Annotated in this window: 15 protein-coding genes; 5 read left to right on the top strand and 10 right to left on the bottom strand. The window is 39.5% G+C overall.

What is annotated here, in order from left to right; all coding sequences use genetic code 11:
- Window positions 1-47: 47 nt before the first annotated feature.
- The 5 genes from INP95_RS06885 to INP95_RS06865 are packed head-to-tail and all read right to left on the bottom strand — an operon-like array spanning window position 48 to window position 4,878.
- Complete coding sequence (locus INP95_RS06885; RefSeq protein WP_049369303.1) at window positions 48-1,166, bottom strand: lytic murein transglycosylase; 1,119 nt, start codon at window positions 1,164-1,166, stop codon at window positions 48-50.
- A gap of 34 nt (window positions 1,167-1,200) precedes the next feature.
- Entirely contained in the window at window positions 1,201-2,004 is an 804-nt protein-coding gene (locus tag INP95_RS06880) for a glycosyltransferase family 2 protein (RefSeq protein ID WP_049369304.1), read from the bottom strand.
- A 22-nt stretch (window positions 2,005-2,026) separates the two neighbouring features.
- Window positions 2,027-2,908, bottom strand: a complete 882-nt coding sequence (locus INP95_RS06875; protein ID WP_049369305.1) for a glycosyltransferase family 2 protein — start codon at window positions 2,906-2,908, stop codon at window positions 2,027-2,029.
- A complete protein-coding gene (locus INP95_RS06870) occupies window positions 2,901-4,100 on the bottom strand; it encodes a hypothetical protein (RefSeq protein ID WP_049369307.1) in 1,200 nt (399 codons plus the stop codon). The genes INP95_RS06875 and INP95_RS06870 overlap by 8 nt, the downstream gene beginning before the upstream one ends.
- Window positions 4,101-4,107: 7 nt before the next feature.
- Window positions 4,108-4,878, bottom strand: a complete 771-nt coding sequence (locus INP95_RS06865; protein WP_049369308.1) for a glycosyltransferase family 25 protein — start codon at window positions 4,876-4,878, stop codon at window positions 4,108-4,110.
- Between the two features lie 404 nt (window positions 4,879-5,282).
- Between INP95_RS06865 and purR the strand changes: the two genes are divergently transcribed.
- From purR to INP95_RS06850, 3 genes are all read left to right on the top strand, one after another.
- Window positions 5,283-6,293, top strand: coding sequence for an HTH-type transcriptional repressor PurR (purR, locus tag INP95_RS06860; RefSeq protein WP_049369309.1), 1,011 nt, complete (start codon window positions 5,283-5,285; stop codon window positions 6,291-6,293).
- Window positions 6,294-6,466: 173 nt separating this feature from the next.
- Window positions 6,467-9,106 (top strand): phosphoenolpyruvate carboxylase, encoded by a 2,640-nt coding sequence (gene ppc, locus INP95_RS06855; protein WP_049369311.1) that lies wholly within the window; start codon window positions 6,467-6,469, stop codon window positions 9,104-9,106.
- Between the two features lie 113 nt (window positions 9,107-9,219).
- Window positions 9,220-9,543, top strand: a complete 324-nt coding sequence (locus tag INP95_RS06850; RefSeq protein WP_049357433.1) for an HI1450 family dsDNA-mimic protein — start codon at window positions 9,220-9,222, stop codon at window positions 9,541-9,543.
- Between the two features lie 68 nt (window positions 9,544-9,611).
- Here INP95_RS06850 and hypE read toward each other — a convergent pair whose 3' ends face one another.
- The 5 genes from hypE to INP95_RS06825 form a co-directional block, all read right to left on the bottom strand.
- Window positions 9,612-10,625: a hydrogenase expression/formation protein HypE gene (gene hypE, locus INP95_RS06845; RefSeq protein ID WP_070590766.1), complete on the bottom strand. Its 1,014-nt coding sequence runs from the start codon at window positions 10,623-10,625 to the stop codon at window positions 9,612-9,614.
- A 4-nt stretch (window positions 10,626-10,629) separates the two neighbouring features.
- Window positions 10,630-11,742, bottom strand: coding sequence for a hydrogenase formation protein HypD (hypD, locus tag INP95_RS06840; RefSeq protein ID WP_049369315.1), 1,113 nt, complete (start codon window positions 11,740-11,742; stop codon window positions 10,630-10,632).
- Window positions 11,743-11,751: 9 nt separating this feature from the next.
- Window positions 11,752-12,558: a hydrogenase nickel incorporation protein HypB gene (gene hypB, locus INP95_RS06835; protein WP_070590768.1), complete on the bottom strand. Its 807-nt coding sequence runs from the start codon at window positions 12,556-12,558 to the stop codon at window positions 11,752-11,754.
- 187 nt (window positions 12,559-12,745) lie between these two features.
- The gene (gene hypA / locus INP95_RS06830; protein ID WP_070590771.1) at window positions 12,746-13,087 is read right to left on the bottom strand and encodes a hydrogenase maturation nickel metallochaperone HypA; all 342 of its coding nucleotides are present in this window, start codon (window positions 13,085-13,087) and stop codon (window positions 12,746-12,748) included.
- A 136-nt stretch (window positions 13,088-13,223) separates the two neighbouring features.
- The gene (locus INP95_RS06825) at window positions 13,224-13,637 is read right to left on the bottom strand and encodes a MerR family transcriptional regulator (protein WP_005697590.1); all 414 of its coding nucleotides are present in this window, start codon (window positions 13,635-13,637) and stop codon (window positions 13,224-13,226) included.
- A gap of 86 nt (window positions 13,638-13,723) precedes the next feature.
- Here INP95_RS06825 and INP95_RS06820 point away from each other — a divergent pair, with 86 nt between their 5' ends.
- Together INP95_RS06820 and INP95_RS06815 are read left to right on the top strand one after the other, a co-directional pair.
- Window positions 13,724-14,407: a DUF4198 domain-containing protein gene (locus INP95_RS06820; protein ID WP_070590774.1), complete on the top strand. Its 684-nt coding sequence runs from the start codon at window positions 13,724-13,726 to the stop codon at window positions 14,405-14,407.
- A complete protein-coding gene (locus INP95_RS06815; RefSeq protein WP_070590776.1) occupies window positions 14,407-14,910 on the top strand; it encodes an HI_1622 family ECF transport-associated protein in 504 nt (167 codons plus the stop codon). The genes INP95_RS06820 and INP95_RS06815 overlap by 1 nt, the downstream gene beginning before the upstream one ends.

The following is a 14,910-nucleotide window of genomic DNA, read 5'->3' as shown; positions in this document are numbered from 1 at the left end:
AAATAATCCAACAAAGCTTTGTTGGATTATAAAAGGAAAATAATTTTCTACAAGCCGGTGGCCATCTTAATGCGATCAGCAAACATACCGATGCTCACGCCGAAGTAATTTGATTTGTTCCAATCTAAAATCGTGCGGTAGTTATTGGAAACCAAGAATGCGCGACCAACTTCTTTATCAGGGCGAACGAGCCAAAGATCAGCTTGAGAAAGCGCAGCAAGTTTATCTTGTTCTTGTTGGCTAAAGCTCGCTAAAGTGACGCCTTTAGACTGCCAGTCGCTGAGTGAACGAGCTTTGTTCTTCTCAATACCTGAAAGCGATAAATCTAATGGTTGATTTAATGTGACTTCAACGCCCCAAGGCAATTTGTTATCCCAACCTACAGTGTGGAGATAATTTGCAATTGAAGCAAACGCATCAAATTGGTTTGTCCAAATATCCTTCACACCATCATTATTACCATCTGCTGCATAATTTAAGAATGCGCTTGGCATAAATTGAGTTTGTCCCATTGCACCCGCCCAAGAGCCTAACATTTTATTGCGTTGAATATGATCACGTTCTAACATCTTCATCGCATTCACAAATTCTTTGCTAAATAAGGCTTCACGTCTACCATCAAAGGCTAATGTGGCTAAAGCTGATAGTACATCATAGCTACCTTGATAATAGCCAAAACTACTTTCCATACCCCATAAAGCAAGGATATATTCTTGTTGAACGCCATAGCGTTGGCTTGCTTGTTGTAATGGTGCCTGGACTTCCCAATAACGCTCTTCGGCAATGTCTACTTTGTTTTGGGTCAGTACTTTATTCAAATAATTCGTTGTACCGTTTGGATTCGGTAACTGTGGTTGATCCGCATTACGTTGGCTTCTCCCCGCTTGTGCACGATCCAAATCTACAGCCTTTTGCATATATTGAATATTATTTTGTGCATTCAATACTGACAATGATACGCCTTCAGCAGCCGCTTTGCCTTTTAAGAACTGAACATAATCATTAAAGTTATCTAAAGTTCTTGGTTTGCTATAAACAGCATTACTGCTTACTGACGGAATACTTTTCGTGGATGAGGTTGCCGTTGTTGTCGTATTACTTGAACAACCCGCCAATAAAAGTGCGGTCGATAATGCAGTCATTTTTAACGTTGAGATTAAATTCATTTCTTTTCCTTTTTTTAATGTTCAAAATATCGCATTATTTGCGTAAAAATTTGTTATAAACAGCTTTCAATAATGAGGTTGGTAATAAGCGAGAACCTGAGCGCAAGGCAAAGGTGAATAAGCCTGAAAATAAGCCTTGAATACCTAAGCGATGTTTCAATTTAAATAAACGCCATTCTGCTTTCGCTTGGTTTAAACCACGACGACGCCCTACCATGCCATTACCCACGCGGGCATAAACTAAAATGTCCGGCAAGTTTGCCACTTTTTGTCCTTGCGCCACAAGCTTAATCCACAGGTAATAATCTTCCTGTAAATCCTCATATCCACCACAATTAATAACCGCACTTTTTTGATATGCCACCGTCATGTGATTGAACGGACAACGTTTTTGGGTAAATTTAACGATATCTTGTGCTTCAGTCGGCACGTTACGATATGCCACGATGTCTTGAATATTTTCGCCAAACTCAGCAATCTGCCCACCGAAAATAATCGTATCCGGATGTTGCTCAATAAACGACACTTGTTTTGCAAAACGTTCTGGCACACAAATATCATCGGTATCCATACGAAATACCCAATCGTGCGAACAATGTTTCAAACCTTCATTAAGCGCTTTGCCTAAGCCTAAATTTTTTGGCAACTTCACTAAGTTTAAGGGTAATTTTGTTTCGAATTCAGAAACCACGGCCTCCAATTCAGGTGTGACAGCACCATCAAACACCAACACAATCTCATCTGCAGGATGGGTTTGAGCCACTAAACTTTCAAAACACTCTCTTAAATATTGTGGATTTTCCTTAATGTATAAGGACATTAAAACTGAAAATTTCATACTTCTCTATCTAATAAGTTATCTACATAAACCGTTTCAAATTAATTGCCAATTTAGGTGAAATTAAAACCACAAAGGCAATGACTAGCTGCTTAATACTTTTCGTTAATTTAAAAATCTCAAAATAGTAAAAAGCGGCTTTACGGGATAAATTCATAATATGTGGGTAAGCCAACATATATTGTGCGTTGATGGCAAAATTCTTTTCTTGCTCTGCCGTTTTCACATAATGTTCACGGATATAATCAATCGCTTTTTGCGTATTAGTCGTATCCGTTGATACGCTAGAACGCTTGGTATGGAAGGTACAATAAGTTAATGGTTCTGCCACTTTGTACGCTTTAAACGTTGGATCTTGTACAAGCTTCAGCAAGAAATCGTAGTCTTCCAATGAACGAAGTGCGGTCGATAATCCACCAATTTTTAAAAACAGATCTTTTTTTACCCCAATCATCGGCATACCACCGATTTTATTCGCCAGTAAAATTCGCTCTACGCTAATCTCTTGTGGATCAATGGGGTTAGTCACATAGCTAAAACCTTCATTGACCATTTCACATTTAGCTGGATGATACACAAAGTTAACATCGGGATGCTCGGCAATCACATCGGCTAATTTCTGACATTTATCATTTGCAAAACGATCATCGTCATCAAGAAATAACAACCATTCATTATCCGCATTTCGTACCCCAATATTACGGCTTTCTGCCGCCCCTTGATTGGTTTCGTTACGAATAACTTTAACTGCAAATGGATACGATTGTGTCACTTCAACGGGTTCTTTCGAGCAATCATCCACAATCACCACATCAAAATTATAGGTGGTTTGCTTAGTTAAACTTTCCAATAAGGCAGGAATTTCTTCTTTCCGATTATAAGAAGGCACGATGATACTAAACATCTTTCTGCTCCTGTTGTTTAAATAAAATAAGTTGTTTACCGTGAGTGCCAAAAAGCGATAAGAACATCAGCATGACAAACATAATGCCTGGGAAAGCAAAGGTATCCGCTTTGATGTTACAGAACGCTAAAATCACAAAGGCAGAAAGAATAAATTTCCAGCTGCCATCAAACCAGTTTAAGGCAACTTTGCGTACAAAATAGAATGTCACGGCAAAACACACTAAAGCATAAGACACGCCGCCATAAAGAATTTGGCGTAAGAAACCAGAGTCCGTATGCCCATAATAACGGCCAACTTCTAACTCACCTGTCATATACATACCATCGCCATAAATGAACTGCTTGAGCGTTGGCATAAAGAGGTGGTTTTTCATCAAGGTATCTGTTGACGAACTGACAAATCCTGCACCGTGTAATAAATTAATCACGGGCTCTAAAGCATGTGCCACATAAGGATTTTCAGGTAAGAAATAGGCCAGTAATAATACCAAAACAGCAAACGCAATGAGTGATGGAACATAACGCCATTTGAAATACACTAAAATGCTCACAACCGATAACAGAAGGAATGTACGCCCTGAAATTAATCCGATACATAACATTAAAAATACCAGAATACTCGGAAGCGTATTATGTTTAGCGTTGTAAGCCAGTAAGAAATGCAACAGCATTAAATAGAATAAACTCAACTGGAAAAAGGCAGTTGCGGTGATGTTATATAAACGATACTCCTGCTCCGAACCATAAAAACGTGCAGGCAACACCGCATTGGTTGAAAGCAAGAAATCAATCATAAATGATGCACCGAGTAAGCCAATCACGCCTACTGCAAACTGCACTACTACACCGAGTTGTAAATCACGCACCACCTTCAGTTGATCATTTACATTGGCATAGAAGGCATTATAAAGTCCCACGCCGAAGATAAATAAAATCAGCTCTTTCACATACATGGTGATGACAGAAAAATCTCGCGTACCATTGACTAAAAGTGGAATCACGCTAAATGCAATCAGCCCAATGATAACGACTAAACTATCCACTGGCACGGTAATACCTTGTGGTTTCTGCTTTTTAAAATACTGATAAGCCAATACAACCAATGCCGCTAAACCTGCGACGAATGACATTCGTACAACATGAAACAGCCAAGGATCGTAAAGATAAAAAAGATTAAAAAGTGCGGTCATTTTTACGTTATTTTCCTAAATTCTTTTTCACTGCTAAGATTTTTTTGAGTGGATATTTAATTAATTTCTTCACTAAATTATTAGATTTTGAACCGCGAATCGCTTCCAAATTACTCACTAATTGTGGATTTTCAATCGCCACAAGCGGTCGAACCACATTGTTATTAATCTGGAATTGGGTTTCAAATAGCAAGAAATCATCAGCAAGCCAAAACGGTTTTTCTTGTTCAAGTTGCTTTAAAAATGCACGTGCCGCTGATTTTTTGATTAAGTATGCCACCGTACCTGCGAAATAACTTTTATACGGGTAAGCCACGGTGACATCACCAATAGTTTGGCGCAAGAATGAAAAAGTGGTTGGATAATTAATTTCTAATTCCACATCATCAAATTCCGCAATTTTTGACTGCCCGATTAATACAATATCTGCATCACATTTTTCGGTTAAAAGTGCGATCGTTTTTGGTGATAAATTAGCATTAAATAACGCATCATCTTCACAGATCAATGCATAGTCATTTTCCGTCACATTTTGATCTTCTACGATCTGGCGATAAACCGCTAAATGACTTAATGTACAACCTATTTCACCTTTTGTGACGTTGCGCCCATAATGCTGTTCAAACTTCGTTGGATTGAATACTTCTGCCAATTCATCCCATTCTTTTTTCATGGTATTAATGGCTGAAAATACAACGAAATCTGCCGTATCTGGTTGAGCAAAAAACAGCTCACGACGCTGAACATCTTTATCTAGTGAAATCAAATATTTATTCATAATTATCTCAAATTTGGTTTTTGCAGTATTTTGATTACAACAAACGGAAATAGTTGCAAATTATACTAAAGAAATAGTCCTATGGCATGGCTTTTAACACAACTTTAAAAAGCCTTAAAAAAATAACCGCACTTTAAATGCTTAAAGCGCGGTCTATTTTAAACGGATTAATATGTTATTTCTTTCAATTAGAAAATTGCAGTCGCTAAACCGACTACAACACTTAAAGAAAGCACTACAGCTAACATTGCGTAACCAAAATCACTCATTTTAATTTCCCACTTGTTTAGTTAAAGATAACCCATTCTAACAATAAAGCACGTTTTTTCAAAAATTTTTTATAATTTACTTAACCTATTTGGTGACAGTCTTTATAATAGGAAAAATTCTCTAGAGGCAAAATTATGGCAACAATTAAAGATGTCGCGAAAATGGCCGGTGTTTCCACCACCACTGTTTCCCATGTAATTAATAAAACCCGTTTTGTAGCAAAAGAAACCGAAGAGGCGGTGATGCAAGCCATTAAAAGCTTGAAATACTCACCAAGTGCTGTTGCTCGGAGTTTGAAAGTCAATACGACAAAATCCATTGGGATGATTGTTACCACCAGTGAATCCCCTTATTTTGCTGAAATCATTCATGCCGTTGAAGATCATTGTTATCGTCAAGGCTATTCACTTTTTTTGTGTAATACACAAAATGATCCTGAAAAAATTAAAAACCACGTCGAAATGCTTGCCAAAAAACGTGTAGATGGTTTATTGGTCATGTGTTCTGAATACACACAACATTCGCTCGATGTACTTTCTAGTTTCTCGTCTGTGCCGATGGTGGTAATGGATTGGGGGCCAAATACAGATACCGATATCATTGAAGATAACAGTTTTACGGGCGGTTACCTTGCCACGAAACATTTAATTGATTGTGGCCATAAAGCCATTGGTCTTATTGCGGGTGAATTAGATAAAACGACTGCAAGAACCCGTTACGAGGGCTTTGTAAAAGCCATGAATGAAGCCAATCTACCGATCCATGAAAATTGGATTATGGAAGGTTTCTTCGAGCCTGAAGACGGTTACGAGTGTATGAATAAAATTCTTGCACAAGATAGTCTACCTACTGCCGTGTTCTGTTGTAATGATGTAATGGCATTAGGTGCAATTTCTGCGATTACGGAAAAAGGCTTGCGCGTGCCTGATGATATTTCGATTATCGGCTATGATAATATTCACTCATCACGTTTCTATGCACCGCCGCTCACAACGATTCACCAATCGAAGTCTCGTTTAGGTGCACAAGCGGTTAATCTTTTATTTGAGCGTATTGCCAATAAAGATAACGATAATCACGAAAAACACCGCATTGCGATCCATCCTGAACTCGTCATTCGAAAATCAGTTCGCAACCTTAAATAAACATTAAACTTTTTGACCGCACTTTGAATTTTATCTAAAAAAGTGCGGTCATTTTTTTACTTATTTTAGCCTTTTTTGATTTAATGCAAGTTTTTGACGTAGAGCATTTGATCCCGATACATATTTTTGGTTATATCTCCCCTAGTTTTATTTTTTTCTTTATCGGAGTTCATATGACTGATGAGTATCGCACTCTCCGCCATAACATTAATATGCTAGGGCGTTTTCTTGGAGAAACCATTAATGATGCACAAGGCGAAAACATTCTCACCTTAATTGAAAATGTTCGTCAATTGTCCAAACAATCTCGAGCGGGTGATAGCCAAGCACGTAAAACATTGTTAGATACCCTTTCCACCATTTCTAACGAAAACATTATTCCCGTTGCGCGTGCATTCAGCCATTTCCTTAACTTAACGAATATCGCTGAACAATACCAAACGGTCTCTCGCCAACACAAAGATTTACAATCTTCTAATCGTTCATTAAGTGCTTTATTCCAACGCTTAAAAGCATTAAATATTTCAAAAGAAGAAGTTTACAAAACCGTTGAAAACTTGCTCATTGAGCTAGTATTAACCGCACACCCAACCGAAACCACACGACGTTCGTTAATCCACAAACACGTTGAGATCAATAAATGCTTAAGCAAATTAGAACACGATGATTTAACACCGAAAGAACGCGGCATTATTGAACGTCTGTTGCTTCGTTTAATTGCTGAAGCTTGGCATACCAATGAAATCCGTACTGTTCGCCCTACCCCATTCGATGAAGCAAAATGGGGCTATGCCATGATCGAAAATAGCCTATGGCAAGGAGTACCGGAATTCTTACGTCAACTAAATGAACATGCTCGTGAATTCTTAGGCTACGATTTACCTGTGGGCTTACGTCCTGTCAGAATTTCTTCTTGGATGGGCGGTGACCGTGATGGTAACCCATTTGTTACTTCAAAAATTACGCAACAAGTGCTCTATCTTGCTCGTTGGAAAGCGGCGGATTTATTCTTAAATGACATTAAATCCCTTGCCGATGAATTATCCATGGTGAAATGCACACCAGAATTTACCGCAAAATATGGTGAACATTTAGAACCTTATCGTTTTGTGGTCAAAGCGCTTCGTGCAAAACTTATCGCGACCCTTGATTACTTTGAAGATTGCATGGCAAATCGTCCGCCACGCGTAAGCCAAGCAGATATCATCATGGAAGATAATCAACTTTGGGAACCACTCTATGATTGCTATCAATCATTGATGGCATGCGGCATGCGGATTATTGCCAATGGATCCTTATTGGATATTTTGCATCGTATTCGCTGTTTTGGGGTTACCCTTTCACAAATGGATATCCGTCAAGAAAGTACGCGTCATACAGATGCGATTGCTGAAATTACCCGTTATCTTGGTATTGGAGATTATGCACAATGGAGCGAAGCAGAAAAACAATCTTTCTTGGTGCGTGAATTAAATTCTCGCCGTCCATTAATTCCAACCCATTGGGAGCCATCTGCAGAAACCCAAGAAATTTTAGAGACTTGCAAAGTCATTGCACAACAAAAACAAGGTGTAATTGCTTGCTATATTATTTCCATGGCAAGAAGCGCCTCTGATGTTCTTGCTGTGCATTTATTATTAAAAGAAGCGGGCGTGCCTTATCACATTCCTGTCGTGCCACTCTTTGAAACCTTAGATGACTTAGATGCCTCTGAAGGTGTCATGCGTCAATTGTTTAATATTGGTTGGTATCGTGGCGTAATTAACAATCACCAAATGGTGATGATTGGTTATTCTGACTCAGCTAAAGATGCGGGAATGATGGCAGCTTCATGGGCACAATATCGTGCACAAGAAGCATTAGTCAATTTAACCGAAGAACTGGGTATTGAACTCACTTTATTCCATGGTCGTGGTGGTACAATCGGTCGTGGTGGTGCGCCTGCACATGCAGCATTACTTTCTCAACCTCCACGCTCACTCAAAAATGGTTTACGTGTGACTGAACAAGGGGAAATGATTCGCTTTAAACTTGGTTTACCCGAAGTTGCGGTTGAAACCTTTGATCTTTACGCGAGCGCGATTTTAGAAGCAAACTTACTCCCACCGCCAGAACCTAAAGCAGAATGGCGTACCGTCATGGATGAGCTTTCCGCTACTTCATGTGACATTTACCGTAGTGTTGTTCGTGGGGATAAAGACTTCGTGCCTTATTTCCGCAGTGCCACACCAGAACAAGAACTGTCTAAACTACCACTTGGCTCTCGCCCTGCAAAACGTAATCCAAATGGTGGCGTAGAAAGCTTGCGTGCCATTCCATGGATTTTTGCTTGGATGCAAAACCGCTTAATGCTACCGGCATGGCTTGGTGCGGGTGCGGCAATTCAAAAAATTGTAGATGAAGGCAAAGGTCATATTATTGAAGAAATGTGTAAAGCTTGGCCATTCTTCTCTACTCGTGTGGGGATGTTAGAAATGGTGTTCAGTAAAACCGATACTTGGCTTTCTGAACAATATGATCATAACTTAGTGAAAAAAGAACTTTGGTACTTAGGTGAAAATCTGCGTAATCAACTGAATGCAGATATTAAAACCGTGCTTTCGCTTTCTCACAAAGATGAATTAATGGCGGACTTGCCGTGGATCGCCGATTCTATTGCGTTACGTAATGTTTATACGGATCCACTCAATCTTCTTCAAGTGGAACTGCTCCGTCGTTTCCGTGAATCGCCTGAAAACCCAAGCCCTGATGTAGAACAAGCCCTGATGATTACCATCACAGGTATTGCCGCAGGTATGCGAAATACGGGCTAGTTACGGCAACTAAAAATAAGTGCGGTCAAAAACAACGATAAATTTGACCGCACTTTTTGTTTTCTGTTTCTTGCGGTATCATACGTGCAATTGACTTAATGAAGGAAAACCCAATGACAACTGATATTCAAAAACTCGATCCAGATGCAGCGATTGATCTTGCTTATGATATTTTCTTAGAGATGGCGGGCGAAAATCTCGATCCAGCAGATATTATGCTATTCAATCTGCAATTTGAAGATCGTGGTGCGGTCGAGTTTGTCGAAACGGCAGATGATTGGGAACAAGAAATTGGGGTATTAATCGATCCTGACGCTTTTGCTGAAGTTTGGGTGGGATTAGTGAATGAGAAAGATGAAATGGATGATGTGTTTGCAAAATTCTTAATTTCACACCGAGAAGAAGATCGTGAATTCCACGTTATTTGGAAAAAATAACTACCCTTCTCGCACATATCAATTCACAAACTAAAACCGGTTTAATTTAACATTAAACCGGTTTTTGCTTAACAGATTCGTGGTAAAGGTTCGTTACGCGGTAAGTCTAACAAGCGACTTTGACCGAAAAGCCCAACAGCACGAACTTTGCCATCAGTCGTTACCTCGCCGATTACGGCCGCATTTTCACCTAATGGATGGCTACGAAGTGCGGTCAGAATTTCAGCTGTTTTTTCTTTATCCGCCACAATCACCAATTTACCTTCATTAGCAAAATTTAACGCATCTAAACCGAGTAATTCGCAAATACCGCGTACTTCCTGACGAATTGGTAATACCGTTTCATCAATTTGAATCCCTACTTTCTGTGCCTGTGCAAATTCATGGAGTACCGCATTCACACCACCACGGGTTGCATCGCGCACAGCTTTCACGCCTTCAATCGGACGAATACAATCAATAAGCGGGGCAAGCACAGCACAATCACTGCGTAAGTCCGTTTGAATACCAAGATTTTCGCGTAAATTCAAAATGGTTGCACCATGATCACCCAAAGTACCACTCACGATAATCTGATCACCTGGTTGAATGCGATGTACACCCCAGTCGAGTCCGTTTGGAATCACACCAATGCCTGCCGTATTGATAAACACTTTATCTATCGCGCCTTTTTGTACTACTTTGGTATCACCTGTTACCACTTGAATACCAGCTGAATGGCAGGCTTTTGCCATAGATTGAATCAATTTTTTTAAAGTTTCTAATGGTAAGCCTTCTTCCAGAATAAACCCACAGGATAAATATTTTGGTACGGCACCACATACCGCTACATCGTTAGCTGTGCCACACACGGCGAGTTTACCAATGTCACCACCCGGGAAAAAAATCGGATCAATCACAAAACTATCGGTAGAAAATGACAGAGTCTCACCTAAAGCATTCAACTCTTGTAAAGCAATGCGAGCCTGATCTTCGCCTTGTGAAAGTATTGGGTTATCAAATGCCTCGACAAAATAATCGCGGATCAACTCTTGCATTGTGGCACCACCATTTCCGTGTGCCATTGTAATAAAATCAGTCATTGTTTTATTCCCGTCTATATTGATAATAGGCCGCACATGCCCCTTCGGAAGACACCATTAACGCACCATAAGCATTGTCTGGATTACATTTTTTAGCAAATAATGGGCAATCAGCCGGCTTGCATTTACCGATTAATACATCACCGCAGCGAGAATCAGGATCATCAGCAACTTGATGTGGCTGACATGCAAAATGCGCTTCTGCATCAAAGCATTGATAATCATCTGTCAGTTCTACGCCTGATTCTGCAATTTCGCCCAATCCACGCCATTCGCTGCTGGCTTTCAAGCGGAATACTTCACTGATTGCCTGTTGAGCCAACACATTGCCATGTTGGTGCACAATGCGTTTATACTGATTTTCCACTTCACAGCGTTGTTCAGCAATCTGTGTTACCAACATTAAAATTGCTTGTAGGATATCTAAAGGTTCAAAACCAGTGATCACAAAAGGCTTATGATAGGTGTCACATAATTCTTGGTAAGGTTCAGAACCAATTACCATGCTGACATGACCGGGCGCAATAAAGCCGTCAATTTTTACTTGTCCTTGCGACAATAAGCTGTGTAATGTCGGGATGATAGTAATATTTTGGCATACCACAAAAAAGTTTTTTACCTGTTGTTTTTTCGCTTGTTGCAAGGTAATTGCGGCACTTGGCATGGTCGTTTCAAAACCAAGTGAAAAGAACACCACTTTTTTGTCTGGATTATTCAATGCGATATTCAATGCATCAAGCGGTGAATAAACAATTCGAACATCTGCGCCCTGTGCTTTGGCTTCTAATAATGAACCTAAACGTCCGCGTACTCGCATGGCATCACCGAAAGTACAGAAAATCACTTCTGGACGACGAGCAATCTCAATACAAACATCAATTCGCCCCATCGGTAAGACACATACTGGGCAGCCTGGACCGTGAATAAACTCAATACTTTTGGGTAATAGACGATCTAGTCCAAATTTAAAAATGGTATGGGTATGTCCGCCGCAGACCTCCATTAGATATAACGGATTTTCTGGCGTAAAGTGCTGTTGTTTTTCCATTATTTTTTGTAGTCGCTGCAACAGACTTTTGGCCAGTTCAGGATCACGAAATTCATCAACAAACTGCATTTGATGCTCCTATCGTTCTTGCGCTTTTAACCAGTCTAGCCATTGCTGTAATCCTTCTCCACTTTGAGAAGACAACTGGATAACCTCAATTGTCGGATTCACTTGTTTCGCATAAGCAATACATTTTTCCACATCGAAATTCAAGTAAGGTAGTAAATCCACTTTATTTAAAATCATTAATTTAGAAGCCGCAAACATATGTGGATATTTCAGCGGTTTATCTTCACCTTCTGTCACGGATAAAATCACCACTTTGGCATGCTCACCTAAATCAAATTCTGATGGGCAGACTAGGTTTCCGACATTTTCAATAAACATCAGACTATTTTCCTGTGGCTGCAATTTCACTAATGCATTACCAATCATTTGTGCATCTAAGTGACATCCTTTACCTGTATTGACTTGAATTGCCGGCACACCGGTTTGACGAATACGATCCGCATCGTTTTCTGTTTGCTGATCCCCTTCGATCACATAACAAGGATAGTCATTTTTTAATGCATTTAACGTAGTCGTCAATAAGGTTGTTTTGCCTGAACCAGGACTTGAAACAAGATTAAGTGCCAAAATATGCTGATTGGCAAAAAAGCGACGATTCATATCGGCTAACTGATTGTTGGCACCAAGAATATCTTGCTCTACTTTCAGTAATCGTTGCTGGGTTTCTTCTTGTTGCGGCGTGTCTGGCATGCGGAAGGAGGAATGAGAAAAATTAGGTAGTTTTGTTGCATGTTGCGCATTGGAATCATGATGAACATGCGGTAATTCACCGATTCTGACTTGATCTGGATGGCCACAGCCACAGGTTGTACACATAAGTCACCTCAATAATTTTTCGTTTATTCTGTAAATACTTAGAATCTATGGTAATTCACATGCGTTAGAATACCATATTCTCTATCTTAAATATATTCTTTGAAGAGAGATAAATACATACTATCAAGTAGTTAGCGTATTTTATATTCAAAAGATCAAATTTAATTTGTCCATTTAGATATCTTTGCTATTTTACGGCAATTTCTTTCACTCTAAATTCGGTGCCACTTCGACGTTGTAAATATGCACTGTGACAATGTGGACAGCAATCTTGATAGGCTTCAATCTCAACTTCCTTTTGACATTGCCAGCACCATGCAATCGCAGGTAAATGAATAAAATGTAACTGACAGTTTTCAGCAACGGTATCTTTGCGCATAATTTCAAAGCAAAATTCTACCGCACTTTGCTCGACACAAGACAGTGCCCCAATTTCTAGCCAAATATCTGTCACTTCATGGATTTCATGCTTTTTCTGTTGTTGATCAATAATTTCCATAATATTCTGACAGAGAGACATCTCATGCATGATTTTCTCCTTAAAATAAAAAAGCAGTCTGTTCCAATTTTACTCTTTTTTGATGTTTATTTTCAGCTTTTCTATGTTTCACTGTTCGATATTTAAACATTATTTGAAAAATTTTTACTGGTACTCGTGCTAGACATCATTTTAGCGGCACAAAATTAATGCCGCTATGCTGCAATAAGGTATTCATTAAATCATTATTTTGTTCAAACTGGCTACATTTGCCTTTGAGCTGAATTAAGCGAATTCGTAAGTGAGCCAATTCATGGATCCGTTTTGACACTTCTCGAATATGTCGATCTAGCAGCTCATTGATTTCTCGTTCCTGCTCTTGAGTGGCACATTGAGGATTGAGCAACATTTTGATTTCTTTTAGTGAAATATCCAAACTGCGACAATAACAAATAAAAGAAAGTTGTTTCAAATGCTCTTCCGTATAAACACGAAAATTACCGCTCGTTCGTTTGGCTGGCTCGATTAATCCTTGTTTTTCATAGAAACGTACAGCTTCCACCGTACAGCCAACAATGTTGGCTAGTTGACCAATTTTCATTTTTTATTAAATTACACTTGACTCTGAAGTTACTTCATATTTTATACTTTATCACAGTATTCACATGTTAGAAAAGGAGAACTTCCATGAAAAAAACAGCATTGTTTATTACCGCACTATTCGGTGCTTCACTCGCTAATGCACATAATGTTTGGTTGAAGCCTGCTAAGGATGCAAAAGGGCAATATGTGGTTAAATTTGGTCATGAGGAAACCGAAACCTATCCTCAAAGCAAATTAAAAGCGGTACGCCTACTTGATGCTAAAGGCCAATTGCAAAATGCCACAGTAAACTTTAAAGAAGGCGAAGCGCACTTTGCCGCACCTGATGCTGCCATCGCATTTATTCGCTTTGATAATGGTGTTTGGTCGAAATTGCCAAGCGGTAAATATGTCGAAAAAACCAAACAGCAAGCACCTGAAGCTGTACTCAGTGTTAACCCAGTCAAATTCGGCAAAGCGATTTTACACTGGGATGCGCAAGCGAATAAATCACACAATATGGATTATGAGCTTATTCCACAAAGTGAACCGAAAGCGGGACAACCACTGGATATTCTCGTGTTAGTAAAAGGTAAACCAGTGCAAGGCATCAAAGTGGGTTTAGGCGAAGATCACCCATTCAACTTAACCAATGAAAAAGGTATTGCACAATTCACCCCTAAAGCGGGCTATAACAAAGTCTGGGCTGAATTTGACGAGCCGGTTAAAGACAATCCTGACTATAGCAAACGTAGTGTTGAATATATGCTGACTTTTGATGCGAAATAATGAAAAGAGTTGTATTTTTAACCGCACTTTTCACCTGGCTGTGCGCACCATCCGCATTGGCTCATAGTTTGCATGTTTTTGCACAATATGATGGACGCACAGTTTCTGGCAAAGCCTATTATTCCGATATGACCCCAGCGGCAGAAACCTATATGGAGATTTTGCAAGCTGGCCAGGACTCCCCTCTATTGGAAGGCAAAACAGATCGAGATGGGCTATTTGCCTATCCGATCAATACCACTGCCGAAGGTGCCATTAAAGTAGTGATAGAAGGTGAAGAAGGACATCGAGCCTCAATTGTTGCCAACAGAGTATCTGCGCAAGCCACTAATAACAATGACAATGCATTGATGTTGGTCCGCGAAGATATTTCTAAATTAAAAGACAAAATTTACCTACACGATATTATTGGTGGTATCGGTTATATTGTTGGCATTTTCGGCTTATGGGCATTGATTAGAGCCTCAAAGATGACGCGTGCGTCGCAATCTAAGGAAAGATAA

It is taken from the genome of Haemophilus parainfluenzae (assembly GCF_014931375.1).
Lineage (GTDB): Bacteria > Pseudomonadota > Gammaproteobacteria > Enterobacterales > Pasteurellaceae > Haemophilus_D.
Note: the sequence above shows the minus strand (reverse complement) of the source record. Positions and strands in the feature narration are given on the sequence as shown.

Bases quoted from the DNA above. Each gene is read 5' to 3' on its own strand.
- INP95_RS06885 (WP_049369303.1), bottom strand. From the start codon at position 1,166: ATGAATTTAATCTCAACGTTAAAAATGACTGCATTATCGACCGCACTT.
- INP95_RS06880 (WP_049369304.1), bottom strand. From the start codon at position 2,004: ATGAAATTTTCAGTTTTAATGTCCTTATACATTAAGGAAAATCCACAA.
- INP95_RS06875 (WP_049369305.1), bottom strand. From the start codon at position 2,908: ATGTTTAGTATCATCGTGCCTTCTTATAATCGGAAAGAAGAAATTCCT.
- INP95_RS06870 (WP_049369307.1), bottom strand. From the start codon at position 4,100: ATGACCGCACTTTTTAATCTTTTTTATCTTTACGATCCTTGGCTGTTT.
- INP95_RS06865 (WP_049369308.1), bottom strand. From the start codon at position 4,878: ATGAATAAATATTTGATTTCACTAGATAAAGATGTTCAGCGTCGTGAG.
- purR (WP_049369309.1), top strand. From the start codon at position 5,283: ATGGCAACAATTAAAGATGTCGCGAAAATGGCCGGTGTTTCCACCACC.
- ppc (WP_049369311.1), top strand. From the start codon at position 6,467: ATGACTGATGAGTATCGCACTCTCCGCCATAACATTAATATGCTAGGG.
- INP95_RS06850 (WP_049357433.1), top strand. From the start codon at position 9,220: ATGACAACTGATATTCAAAAACTCGATCCAGATGCAGCGATTGATCTT.
- hypE (WP_070590766.1), bottom strand. From the start codon at position 10,625: ATGACTGATTTTATTACAATGGCACACGGAAATGGTGGTGCCACAATG.
- hypD (WP_049369315.1), bottom strand. From the start codon at position 11,742: ATGCAGTTTGTTGATGAATTTCGTGATCCTGAACTGGCCAAAAGTCTG.
- hypB (WP_070590768.1), bottom strand. From the start codon at position 12,558: ATGTGTACAACCTGTGGCTGTGGCCATCCAGATCAAGTCAGAATCGGT.
- hypA (WP_070590771.1), bottom strand. From the start codon at position 13,087: ATGCATGAGATGTCTCTCTGTCAGAATATTATGGAAATTATTGATCAA.
- INP95_RS06825 (WP_005697590.1), bottom strand. From the start codon at position 13,637: ATGAAAATTGGTCAACTAGCCAACATTGTTGGCTGTACGGTGGAAGCT.
- INP95_RS06820 (WP_070590774.1), top strand. From the start codon at position 13,724: ATGAAAAAAACAGCATTGTTTATTACCGCACTATTCGGTGCTTCACTC.
- INP95_RS06815 (WP_070590776.1), top strand. From the start codon at position 14,407: ATGAAAAGAGTTGTATTTTTAACCGCACTTTTCACCTGGCTGTGCGCA.